We start from the raw sequence: 11,691 nt of genomic DNA on the forward strand, positions 1-11,691 counted from the left end.
AACTCCTTTTAGGGATTCTGAAATCCAGCGGAACGAAAACGCTGAAGGGTTAATACCACCTTAGATCATCAATACAAATTGTCAATGAAGCGCATCCAAGAATCAGTCAAGGAAAGCGCGATCATGCCATTCACCACCTTGTTCTATCACGCATTGCAACGTGCAGAACTCTGCTCCTGGTCAAGGATTTCAGGCAAGAACGGTGAGGTGTTGACGCAGCCTTACCGGCAAAGCAGGTTCACACTCCGCGACTATGCTGCGTTGACTCCGCAGATATGGGAGCACGTGAACCCATATGGACGGTTTGATCTGGACATGAATGTACGATTGGCTCTGCTGTGACCGCAATGGTGGCTGATGGCACGACTGTTGGCCTACCCCTGATTGCAGAGCATGAGGATAATTTCCATCCCCTACTTCGCACTTCTTCAGAAAATGATAGTCAAAGTTCTTTAAGGAGGGGGATTTTAAGTACGGAGGTCATCATGAAAACGATGCTAGAGATTTTGATGACGGCACCGCCGGAACAAGTGACGCGATGCAAAATAGCTTTGGTGGAAATTGCGCACGGTCACTGGGATGCCGCCGCCTCGACAATGGAAGACGCGATAGATGAATCCGAAGTGGGAGAATGGGCGTTTGATTGCATGGAAATGCGGGATTTTTGCCTGACCATGGATAGAGTGAAATCCCAGGGGCTCACCGCCATAGAGAGGGCTGGATCAGACAGGGTTTATTTAGTAGTCTGAAAGCGTAAGCCAAGGAGTCGAAAGGATAAATATTGTGCTTCGGTAGTTTTTCTACCGAGGAGAGGGATTCTTCGGAATCTCTTTTTTTATGCTTAGTGAAAATCGGCAACGGTGGCATGGTGGAATGTCTTGCCGCTGTTAGCCGCCAGTCGTCGAGATACGAAACTCGCGAACCATTTCCAGCGTACGCAACGCTTCTGCAAGAGCGGATGCATTGTCAGGATTGGTCGTTCGAATATCCATGCAATATTCGAATAATCCGGCTTGGGTAATGCGATAACTTGTATTTGCAACGGTAAATCCATGATTAATCAGAAGGTTCTTAACTTCTTGCTCCAGCATCACGTTGTTCCTGTCGAAGCTGACGTAATATTGGGCATATGACTGCAGGGGAACCCGATCTTCAATCAGTTGAAACAAAGTGAGAATACCGAGTGTGAGAATGGTTCCTACAATGGCCGGAAAATAAAATCCTATACCCATCAGTATGCCAATCGCGGCCGTGATCCAGATGGAAGCGGCGGTTGTCAATCCGCGGATGCTTAAACCTTCCTTGAAAATCACTCCAGCGCCAAGAAAGCCTATGCCTGTCATGATTCCCTGGGCCATTCGGGTCGGATCTGTCCGTACGCTCCCTGCCGGCATGCCGGGAAGCCACATCCATTCATACAGCGCCACCAGCATCAGCAGACTGGACGCAAGACATACGAGCGCGTGAGTTCGGAAACCGGCGGGATGACCGTGGAGGCTTCTCTCGAAGCCGATGATCCCTCCCGCAATGAGTGCACCCACCAGATGCAGGGTGATGACGGAATATTCAGCACTCATACCAGCCTCCAAGTTATTGGACCCCGGTGGCCTAGCAGCCTGTCGGACTTAAAGAAAATCGGCTGCAAAAGCATCTGACCAATCCATATTTCGCCGCTTTTTCAGTCAATAGAACAACTATGGGCCTTCAAAATCGTCAAAATCTGCCCTCGTTCAACCACTTTCTCGCTTCGATTCTTTAAGTCCGGTAGACTGCTAAGGCAATAAAACGTTACGTTTCGGATAAGCGCTATTTTTTCCACCAGACAGCAATAGGGATTCCCGCGAATTCTTTTTTTCTACGATTCAGATCTGGCGAGCCGATTTCGGATCACGCCACTCCGCCACTGGCGCTGATGTTCTGTCCCGTAACCCAGCCGGCGTCGTCACTTACCAGAAAAAGGACTACCCGGGCTATGTCTTCCGGCTCCCCCACACGGCCAACAAATGACATGCCCGCCATGCGCTTGATCGTTTCCTCGCTTTTGCCGGTGGTAAACATTTCCGTATTCACCGGCCCTGGCGAAACAATATTGGCAGCAATACCACGCCCGCCCTGCTCCTTCGCGAAGACGCGCGTCAGTTGCTCCACGGCACCTTTGCTGGCTGCGTAAGCACCATAATTTGGCAGCATCAGCCGGGTAACAGTGCTGGACAGACTGACCACCCGGCCGCCATCCGCAAGCCGCGTTGATGCCTCGCGTAAAGCATAAAAAACGCTCTTGACATTGATATTCAAAATCCGGTCAAAGTCCTCATCGCTGATCTCGGCCATGTTCCTGGAAATAAGCACGCCCGCATTGTTGACGAGAATATCCACGCGGCTGAAGTGTTCGATTGCAGCATCGAAAAGTTTGCGCATTTCAGCCGAATTGCTGACGTCCGCCCTGACCGGGAGCGACTCGCCCCCTGCTTCCGCTATCGTGGCGCAAACGGCTTCGGCAGCCTTCCGGTTGCCAAGATAGTTGACAATGACTTTCGCTCCCGCGCCGGCCAGCGTACGTGCAATCTCGGCGCCGATGCCACGCGACGAGCCGGTGATAATGGCAACTTTATCCTGAAGTGGTTTCTTCATTTCAGTGACTCTGGAGGGCATCTTGCCTAATCAACGCACTCAACGTTCTTTACGTTCCTGCGTGATGGCAGATGCTGGAACCTTATTTCCTTCCTACTCCCTTATACCTATGCACGTTGTTTCTTCGCAATCTCCGCCACATGCCTTCCCTGAAAACGGGCAATTTTCAACTCATTTTCCGAGGGCTGGCGCCTGCCGTCGGCACCAGCCAGCGTCCCTGCACCGTACGGCGATCCGCCGGTAATTTCATCCATGTTAAGCAGTTCCTGACAGGTATAGGGAACGCCCACAATAATCATGCCCTGATGCAGCAAGGTGCTATGAAAAGACGTAATCGTGGTTTCATGCCCCCCGTGTTGCGTGGCCGTGGAGGTGAACACGCTGGCGATCTTGCCGGCCAGACCGCCACTTAGCCACAACCGGCCGGTCTGGTCGAGAAAATTACGCATCTGCGCACACATGTTGCCAAAACGGGTGGGTGTGCCGAAGATGATGGCATCGTACGTAGGCAATTCGTCTACCGTGGCAATAGGTGCCGTCTGATCGAGTTTGGCGCCTGCTTTTCGCGCCACCTCTTCCGGCACCAGATCGGCCACGCGCTTGATGGTAACCTCAGTGCCCTCCACACCGCGCGCACCTTCGGCTACCGCTCCCGCCATGGTTTCGACGTGACCGTACATACTGTAATAAAGAACAAGAATTTTTGTCATGTCATGTCTCCGTTTTAGAATGTACTGATGCATTGAGTATGGTCACAAGAAATAGAAGTATCAGGAGGCCCTCTCGGCAAAGTTCAATTCCACGCCGTTTCCTGCCGGATCTTTAAGGAATAATTGAGTGATCCCCATCGAGGGTACCTGGCCCGTCGTAAATGAAATGTTATGCCGTTTCAGGTGCGCTTCCATTTCCGCGCGGTTGGTGCAGGTGAACGCCACGTGATCAAAGGTGGTTGGGGTGTGTGTGAGGCGCGTTTCATCCGGCTTTGTCTGGCTCAGGTGAAGAACGCATTGATTACCGGCGTAAAGCCAGTAGCCAGGGGTCCCAAGATCCGGCCGCTGGCCTTGTTCGAGGCCCACTATGTCGCAATAGAACGCTTTAAGTTCATCCATGAGTTCACGCGGGGCGCGCAGATTGAAATGGTTGAAGCCGATTGTGGTCATAGAGATTCCCGATAGTTGATGCACAAAAGACGGAAAAGTCATTATTATGCCTATGCACCATTCATGTGGTGCCGGTTAACAAGCTTAATCCCCGGCAATCACTTCCTGTCTGCTTTTCGTCGATTATGGCCGGGTTACGCTTTGCCAACCCGACTTACTTCAACCAAAATGTCGGCACAATTGCTGCTGCAAGAGGTTTGCAGGCAGCCCAGTGATGGGCTGCGCTTTTGTTCTATTCATCATATGGAAAATCGGCCAGAGCCATTATTCGCTATTCCTTGGCTCCGCCGCTTTTCAGTAATTCGGCAGCGTTAAGATATTCCCTGCTCACCGCCCATTTCAGCGCGGTTCCGCCCGACTCATTGCGGATATTGGGGTCTGCTCCGTTTTTCAACAGGACTTTGATGGTGTCGGTGTGATTTCCCCTTGCCGCCATCATTAATGCGGTTGTCCCGTTCTCGGATGTGGAATTGATCGCCGCGCCTCCATCCAATAATAACTGGATAATTTTCGGATGCCCGGTAGTTGCGGCATACAGCAAGGGATTCCATCCCGCATGATTGATCTCGGCACCCTTGACATAAAGTTTCTCCACGATATTGTAAAGGCCATTGTAGCTGGCAAGCATAATGGCGGTTTCACCATACTTATTGCGCAGATTGAGCCGGGCGCCGGCGTCGATCAAAAGATCGACCAGCTTGGCATTTTTATGCCGGACGGCTACCATCAGCAGCGTATTCCCCCGCTCATCGGGTGTGTTGGGATCGGCGCCCCGGGCCAGCAGCTTTGCTATTTCCGAGGTTTGATCGTTTTCCACTGCCGAGCGCAAGTCTTCATAGACTCCCGCCGCGGCAACCGGCGGTTGGCACAAACTGGCGGCGAGCAGAATGCAAGCCAGGGAAAAGGATTTTCTTGACGCATTCCTCATTCAGGCGGCCTTGAAAAGGTTGAAAAAATTAGCTGAAGTGGCGGAAGCGACTTCATTCACGCCGATATTGCGCAATACCGCTATTTCTTCCGCAACGTGCCGTACAAAGGCGGGTTGATTCATCTTGCCGCGATGAGGCACGGGCGCGAGATAAGGCGAATCGGTTTCTATCAGCATTCTCTCCAGTTTGATTCTTTTGGCGACATCCTTGAGAGCAAGGGCATTCTTGAAAGTGACAATGCCCGAAAAAGAAATATGGAAATTCATTTCCATCGCTTGTTGCGCAACTTCCCAGCTTTCCGTAAAGCAATGCATCACCCCGCCGACGCTATCCGCGCCCTCCTCCGCCATGATGCGCAGTGTATCCGCCGCGGCTTCGCGGGTATGTATGATGAGCGGCTTGCCGCATTGCCGTGCCGCACGGATATGTTGACGGAAACGCTCCCGCTGCCACTCCAGATCACCTTTCAGGCGAAAATAATCCAGTCCGGTTTCACCGATGGCGATGACTTTGGGGTGATTAGCCAGAGATGCCAGTTGCGCCGCTTGCGGCTCGGCCAGGTTTTCATAATCGGGATGAACGCCGACAGAGGCAAACAGGTTGGAATGGGCTTCCGCCAGCGCCAGCACGCGGGGAAAATCTTCCAGATTAACGCTCACGCAAAGAGCGTGGCTGACATCGTTCTCCCGCATGTTATCCAGCAGTTCATTGAGATTGCCGGCAAGATCCGGAAAATCAAGATGGCAGTGGGAATCAACAAACATGATTTATCCTAAGCAAATATCGCAAGTATCCGGGCAACCGGCGCATTCCCCTGGACAATCTCCCTCAATCACGATGCCTGTTTCGGCCGGGAGACGCGGGGGCAATCAACATCACGTAGGAAAACAGCATTTCCTCCAGAAATAACCTGGGGTTGAGGGGATGGCGCGCCAGCCGTTGCGTTGCATTCAAGGTGCGCAAGTAGGCTGCCAGTGCGCGCGGGTCGATTTCCAATGACAGCGATTTTATGGTGGTAAGCATATTCAGATGGTAGCGGACTTTTCCGGTGGTGCAAAAACTCATCAAATCATAGCACCATTTCTGCAGCCAGTTGACCAGTGTGGGCAAATCCAGCTTTTGCATTTCCTCGGCCAGCATGATCGGGTTAAAGTTTCCCGGCACGCTGATTTGCCTGATGAATGCCTCATGCCGCGCAAGATAATCGTCGTCGTTGAATTCCAGCGCGGCCAGCGGTGTGTAGCCTGCGGAAGCCAGACACGTCGCGGGGTCTTTGACCCCCTGCTGTTCAAGCCAGGCAGCCGCGGTTGCGGGATCAGGCGCCGGCATGGGGATTTGACGGCACCGGCTGCGCAGGGTCGGCAGCAAATGTTGCGCGTGGTGCGTTACCAGAATGAACAATGTCAGCGGCGGCGGCTCCTCCAGATTCTTCAGCAAGGCATTGGCGGCGGCAGGGTTCATTGTTTCCGCCGGATGAATCAGGACAACTTTGTAGCCGTTCTGGTGGCTGGATATATTAATGAAATCGGTAACGTCACGAACTTGCGCAACACTGATTTGTTTGCTGGGTTTCTTCCTGGATTTCGCACTGCCGGATTCCCCGGCGGAGGCTGCGAGGGGTTCCATTTCAGCACCTGTCCCTGCATCGGCGTTATCCTCACCTGAACCGCCATCGGACGATTCCGCCATTGCCGTCATCGCTTCAGGTTCTATCAGGCGAAAGTCCGGATGACTTCCTTGCTCAAACCATCTGCAGCTTTGGCAATTTTCGCACGCATACCCTTCAATCGACGGATTCTCGCATAGCCAGAATTTTGCCAGCTGGCGTGCAAATACAAGCTTGCCGATACCTTGCCTGCCTCTTAGCAATAAGGCATGGCCCAGGGACGCGCTGTCTTGCGTCAATATTCGCCATGTCTCTTTTTGCCATGAGTAAATATTATTCATTAACAAATTGTTGAGATGATTTTATCAAGTGATTTCTTAACTTCTTCCAGAGGCTGATTTGCGTCTATAATGCTTATGCGCCGGGGAAATTTATGCGCCCTTTCCAGATAAGCGTCTCGTACTTTCCGGAAAAATGCATCGTGTTCTTTTTCGAATCGGTCAGCCGGCTTGATGACACTTATCCGTTGCCTGCCTAATTCGACGGTTACATCGAAATAAAATGTGAGGTCAGGTTGAAATTCTCCCTGCACCCATTGTTCCAGACTGTCGAGCTTCTGCATAGCCAAACCTCTACCTCCTCCCTGGTACGCAAAGCTGGCATCGGTGAAACGATCTGAAATCACCCAGTCGCCCCGAGCCAGAGCCGGCAGAATCACCTTGTCCAAATGCTCCCGCCGTGCCGCGAACATCAGCAGCGCCTCTGTTTCGGCGTGCATTGTCCCGTTATCGTCGAGCAGGAGTTCGCGTAACGCCTCACCCAGAGGGGTACCCCCCGGTTCGCGCGTCACGACGACGGTTTTCCCCCTGCTCCGAAAAATGTTTTCAAGCCAGCCGAGATGGGTACTTTTGCCCGCACCGTCTATGCCTTCGAGCGTGATGAATTTACCGGGGATCATTGTCGTTCATTATTATCTAACGCAGTTTAGCTTATATTCAAAAGCGGCAATCGTTTCCAACTGATTTTGCCGGGAATTCAATGCGAGGGAAATCGTCATGACACCAGATTATAATTGAAAATCTTTGCTAAGCAGGTATACCATCATACTTGGAGAAACCATAACCGCTGCCGTAGATTTACACCATTTTTCAAAGAAAGACAAAAGTATTCAGGAGCTTAACCATGGCTTACAATCGCAGAAGCTCATTGACCCGGTACATCGATTTGATGGTGTTGACACTATTTATATCCGGCATCTGCCTATCCACAGCCTATGCCGGGCCAGCGGAATCGCATGTGGCGGTGAAGGAGGCACCGGAGTTATCCCGCTCTGCCAGCGAACCCATGACGGATCTCGAGAAGATGGAATTGCACTATCGACGTTATAGCACCGCCGCCAATAATATGGCTGAATTAGTCAAGCAACTGAATCAAAAAATTCAGGATGTCTCCCTGGCCGCCAAGACGGTTGAAGCAAAAAACAGTTCGCATAACAGGCGCCTGCTGGAAGAAAAATTACGCCATCTGGAAAATGCCCGCACATCTGTCAGCCATCAATACGCGCAGCTGCAATCGCAATTGCAAAATGAATATCGTAGCTATACTGCCATCAGCAACGACCTGAGGGCTCAATACGCGCGGGGCAGCGATTCAAGGACCACACAGGCGCCGGAAAGCGTCACGGATACGAAGACAAAGCCCACGAAAACTAAAGATCCGAAGGTTAAAAACGCGAAGGCTAAGGACTCAAAGGCTGAAGATCTGAAGGCCAGCGAGCCCAAAACCAAAGAGCCTCAAGTTGAAGATCTTCGCGCTAATGATCCGCAGATCCTGGATTTGGATACAGCAGAACTGAGGGCACGACGCGACGCGGCTAAGAATTTGAATCCAGGCCAAGTTCCAACCCCACCTGCTTCAGAATCGGTTTTAAACCCCGTCCGCTAAGTTGCTATTGGATCCGGCGCAGGAATACCAGGCGTTTCTCATTTCGGGCTTGACCCGGAATCCTGTCCACGAACAACGGCATGCCTTGAACGCCACTGGATACCGGTTTTTGCCGGTATGACGTTGGTACGGCTGCGCGCCTAATCAATTATATTATCGTGTAATGCCCCACACTTCAGCCAGATGTGCGTCACGGCCGCAGTTGCTGCGGTAGTACGAATAGCGGATCGGGTTCTTAATATAATAATCCTGGTGGTACTCCTCCGCCGGATAAAATGTGGTGGCGGGCAATATTTCGGTTACGATGGGTTGCGTAAAACGGCCGGAAGCAGCGAGCTCTACTTTGGATGCTTCGGCTTGCCGCTGCTGATCGGCATCGTGATAGAAGATCGCGCTGCGGTACTGCGAGCCGTCATCGCAGAATTGGCGGTTGGGCGTAAGCGGGTCGATGGTGGGCCAGAACGCCGTTAACAGCTTGGAGAAACTGGTTTTTGCGGGATCAAAACGCACCTGTACCGCTTCGATATGCCCGGTTTTTCCTCCCGATACCTGTTTATAGGTTGGATTGACGGTCTTGCCGCCAATATAGCCTGATGTCGTGGATATCACACCCGGCACCTTGTCGAAGTCCGCTTCGGTGCACCAGAAGCAACCCCCGGCAAAGGTGGCGATACCCGCTGGTGATCCGGAGGGGAGATCAGTGTTTACAAGCTTTCCGCGTGTATCCGTGCGCGTGTCCGGTTGTCCGCATGCGGCTAGCGCGGCGATCAATATCGCGAGTGGCAACAGCATGCCGCTGCGCATCGGGCGGACATGATGGCGATGGGCAGGATGAATCCGGGCATCCATCGTCAGCTCCTGAGTGCCGGTAGCGGCGCACCCCTTAGTACAAATTTAAGGGCGACCCCATTGTTGCACCAGCGCTCGCCGCGGGGAAGCGGCCCATCCTGGAACACATGACCTTGATGGCCGCTGCAACGCGCACAGTGGTATTCAGTGCGCGGCAAAATCATCTTGAAGTCGCGCGCCGTACCAATATGCCCTGTAACAGGTTGCGTAAAACTGGGCCATCCCGTGCCGCTTTCGTATTTATTTGCGCTATCGAACAGCGGCAGGTAGCACGCGGCGCAGAGGTAAGTGCCTTTGCGATCTTCCTTATTCAGTGCGCTACTCCCCGGCGGCTCGGTATTTTCTTCGAACAGCACTTGATAGGCTGCGGGCGAAACCAGCCCGCGCCACTCTTCATGCGACTTGTTCAGGGGTTTAATTTTGATTGCACTGGATGTGTCCCCGGCTGTTTTACTACGGGAGCATGCCGAAAGTAACGGCAGCGTGGCCAGCGTGGCGAGACTTTGAAGTGCGGCGCGTCTGTTCATGAATTCTCCTCACACAAACTCCCTTGTAGCCTCCGGGTATTATCAAAAACTTTGACTACTGATGGGGCGGTATGGTTCTGGAGAAGTTGACTTCCCTCAGGGCTGCAAGTCGGTTTCAGAATACCTGTTTTTAATACTAACAACAAATAAAATTATTCATTCTGGATTATTTTTGAGTCTCCTTTTAACTTCACGAAATCTCAACGGAAAAAGAACAATTCCCTAACATTAATCATGTTATATGTGAAATACTCACCCAAAAAAAGGTTTCGTAATTTGCAAAGTGTTTTCACTGCAAATTGCGAGTCATAAAGCTTCCTGGTTTGCGCCAGGAAAAGGGTAGAGAACCCAACTACGCCGGGAAGGGAGAACCTGCACGTGGCATTGAAATTCTTGTAAATTATTTTAGGAGAACTATCATGCGACACATCCGATCCCGTCTACCTTCATTCGTTACAGGTGCGATTTTTGCTCTTCTGGCCATTCCGGCTTGGGCTGGTCCGTTTATGGCAACCAACCTGGTGACCGATGATCCAGCCGCCAATCCAGGCCAAATCACCGATCTCGGACTCAAGAATGCATGGGGGTTATCATTTGCTCCGACAGGTCCATTTTGGGTTTCATCGAATCATACGGGCACATCCCCCCTGTACAGGGTTAATCCAGCAGACCAGACAACCATCCAGCAGGCGCTGACTGTTGCGACCGGTGCCGGTGTAACCGGGCAAGTCTTCAACAGTGGCGCATCGTTTAACGGTAATCGCTTCCTGTTCGTGAGTGAAACTGGCAGTGTTACCGGTTGGCGCCCCGCATTGGGTACTACCGGTCTGGTACCGGCCGAAACTATCGTTCCGCCATCGGCAGCAAATAGCTATAAGGGTGTAGCGATTGGCAGCGTTTCAGGAAACGATTATCTCTATGCCGCCAACTTCAAAACCGGTGCAATAGATGTCTATAAAGGTACCTCCGCAGCGCCAAATTTGACCGGAACATTTATCGATTCGGGGATTCCGGATGGATACGCTCCCTTTAATGTCCAGAATCTTAACGGATCGCTTTATGTCGCTTATGCCGAGCAGGATGCTGCCAAGGAGGATGAGGTTGCCGGACTCGGAAAGGGTTTTGTCGACAAATTCAGCTTGAATGGAGTCTTTGAGGGGCGCGTTGCATCAAATGGCACCCTGGATGCGCCGTGGGGACTCGCGATTGCGCCCTCCTCTTTCAGCGCCATGGCGGGTGACTTGCTGGTGGGCAATTTTGGTGATGGTCACATCAACATTTATGATTCGACTACTTTTGCGTATCTGGGACAAGTGCTGGATGTCAACAATCAACCCGTTGTGATCGATGGCTTGTGGGCCATTTCGCCGGGTAACGGCGCGTTGGCAGGGAGTAGTAATTTATTGTACTTCACAGCGGGTCCCAACGATGAGACCCATGGCGTGTTAGGTGTCCTGACTCCGATACCCGAGCCCTCGGCTTATGCGATGATGCTTGTTGGGCTGGGAATGCTGGGGCTGCTGATCAGACGCCGTGCCTTGAGGATAGAAGGAATCCTGGAGAACTAAGCGTACGGCATGGTACGGCATATTCAGACTGCAAGAATCGAGGCTGCGCATTGCATATTGCAAGGTACTTGACTTTATTTTCTAAAGGCTTATTATGTAAATCGTTGGATGAGTAGTTCCTCTCCTTTGTAAGTGGAAACTATAAACCCGAAGCCGTTCATGCGGTTTCGGGTTTTTTTATGCCTGCCGGAATATCAAATCGGGAATAAATGGGTCCTGATCCATCTTGCGTAGCATGAAAGCGAATTGCACTACGCTGTTGCAGGTTTTATTTACGATGTCCGAGCACCAGTCCCGCTATTTCTACGCCAACTCCAAGGACAAAAAGAAGTGCACCAATCCAGATGTTTTCGGGTGCGAGAAACATCAGCACACCTCCCAGAATAAGCAGGGTGACGGACAGGAATCGTTTTGTGCGGGGGTTTCTGATCATGGTTGCAAAGAAGTACCAAGCATCAAGCAATCTAACTATAGACT

General features: G+C 51.8%; 15 protein-coding genes. 4 read left to right on the top strand and 11 right to left on the bottom strand.

What is annotated here, in order from left to right; genetic code table 11:
* Window positions 1-84 precede the first annotated feature (84 nt).
* Both BLR00_RS09485 and BLR00_RS09490 read left to right on the top strand, forming a co-directional pair.
* Window positions 85-342 (top strand): hypothetical protein, encoded by a 258-nt coding sequence (locus BLR00_RS09485; RefSeq protein ID WP_074632121.1) that lies wholly within the window; start codon window positions 85-87, stop codon window positions 340-342.
* 143 nt (window positions 343-485) lie between these two features.
* Window positions 486-749: a hypothetical protein gene (locus BLR00_RS09490; protein WP_074632122.1), complete on the top strand. Its 264-nt coding sequence runs from the start codon at window positions 486-488 to the stop codon at window positions 747-749.
* 138 nt (window positions 750-887) lie between these two features.
* Here the strand turns inward: BLR00_RS09490 and BLR00_RS09495 are convergent, their stop codons facing one another.
* The 8 genes from BLR00_RS09495 to tmk form a co-directional block, all read right to left on the bottom strand.
* Window positions 888-1,577 (bottom strand): MgtC/SapB family protein, encoded by a 690-nt coding sequence (locus tag BLR00_RS09495; RefSeq protein ID WP_074632123.1) that lies wholly within the window; start codon window positions 1,575-1,577, stop codon window positions 888-890.
* A 310-nt stretch (window positions 1,578-1,887) separates the two neighbouring features.
* Window positions 1,888-2,631, bottom strand: a complete 744-nt coding sequence (locus BLR00_RS09500) for an SDR family oxidoreductase (protein WP_074634241.1) — start codon at window positions 2,629-2,631, stop codon at window positions 1,888-1,890.
* A 107-nt stretch (window positions 2,632-2,738) separates the two neighbouring features.
* Window positions 2,739-3,341, bottom strand: coding sequence for an NAD(P)H:quinone oxidoreductase (gene wrbA, locus BLR00_RS09505; protein ID WP_074632124.1), 603 nt, complete (start codon window positions 3,339-3,341; stop codon window positions 2,739-2,741).
* A 60-nt stretch (window positions 3,342-3,401) separates the two neighbouring features.
* Complete coding sequence (locus BLR00_RS09510) at window positions 3,402-3,791, bottom strand: VOC family protein (protein ID WP_074632125.1); 390 nt, start codon at window positions 3,789-3,791, stop codon at window positions 3,402-3,404.
* 271 nt (window positions 3,792-4,062) lie between these two features.
* Window positions 4,063-4,719, bottom strand: coding sequence for an ankyrin repeat domain-containing protein (locus BLR00_RS09515; RefSeq protein WP_074632126.1), 657 nt, complete (start codon window positions 4,717-4,719; stop codon window positions 4,063-4,065).
* Window positions 4,720-5,484, bottom strand: coding sequence for a TatD family hydrolase (locus BLR00_RS09520; protein ID WP_074632127.1), 765 nt, complete (start codon window positions 5,482-5,484; stop codon window positions 4,720-4,722).
* Window positions 5,485-5,548: 64 nt separating this feature from the next.
* Window positions 5,549-6,667, bottom strand: coding sequence for a DNA polymerase III subunit delta' (gene holB, locus BLR00_RS09525; protein WP_074632128.1), 1,119 nt, complete (start codon window positions 6,665-6,667; stop codon window positions 5,549-5,551).
* A complete protein-coding gene (gene tmk / locus BLR00_RS09530; RefSeq protein ID WP_074632129.1) occupies window positions 6,667-7,284 on the bottom strand; it encodes a dTMP kinase in 618 nt (205 codons plus the stop codon). Before tmk ends, holB begins: the two co-directional genes overlap by 1 nt.
* A gap of 224 nt (window positions 7,285-7,508) precedes the next feature.
* Between tmk and BLR00_RS09535 the strand changes: the two genes are divergently transcribed.
* Entirely contained in the window at window positions 7,509-8,270 is a 762-nt protein-coding gene (locus BLR00_RS09535) for a hypothetical protein (protein WP_074632130.1), read from the top strand.
* A gap of 153 nt (window positions 8,271-8,423) precedes the next feature.
* Here the strand turns inward: BLR00_RS09535 and msrA are convergent, their stop codons facing one another.
* Window positions 8,424-9,119 carry a peptide-methionine (S)-S-oxide reductase MsrA gene (gene msrA / locus BLR00_RS09540; RefSeq protein ID WP_074632131.1) on the bottom strand — a complete coding sequence of 232 codons (696 nt, stop codon included), beginning with the start codon at window positions 9,117-9,119 and terminating at the stop codon, window positions 8,424-8,426.
* 2 nt (window positions 9,120-9,121) lie between these two features.
* Window positions 9,122-9,646: a peptide-methionine (R)-S-oxide reductase MsrB gene (gene msrB, locus BLR00_RS09545; protein ID WP_074632132.1), complete on the bottom strand. Its 525-nt coding sequence runs from the start codon at window positions 9,644-9,646 to the stop codon at window positions 9,122-9,124.
* Between the two features lie 419 nt (window positions 9,647-10,065).
* Here msrB and BLR00_RS09550 point away from each other — a divergent pair, with 419 nt between their 5' ends.
* Complete coding sequence (locus BLR00_RS09550; protein WP_074632133.1) at window positions 10,066-11,214, top strand: TIGR03118 family protein; 1,149 nt, start codon at window positions 10,066-10,068, stop codon at window positions 11,212-11,214.
* Window positions 11,215-11,482: 268 nt separating this feature from the next.
* Here BLR00_RS09550 and BLR00_RS16670 read toward each other — a convergent pair whose 3' ends face one another.
* Window positions 11,483-11,647 carry a hypothetical protein gene (locus BLR00_RS16670; RefSeq protein WP_176759916.1) on the bottom strand — a complete coding sequence of 55 codons (165 nt, stop codon included), beginning with the start codon at window positions 11,645-11,647 and terminating at the stop codon, window positions 11,483-11,485.
* Window positions 11,648-11,691 lie beyond the last annotated feature (44 nt).

Source organism: Nitrosospira multiformis (assembly GCF_900103165.1).
In the GTDB taxonomy this organism is placed as follows: Bacteria; Pseudomonadota; Gammaproteobacteria; order Burkholderiales; family Nitrosomonadaceae; genus Nitrosospira; species Nitrosospira multiformis_D.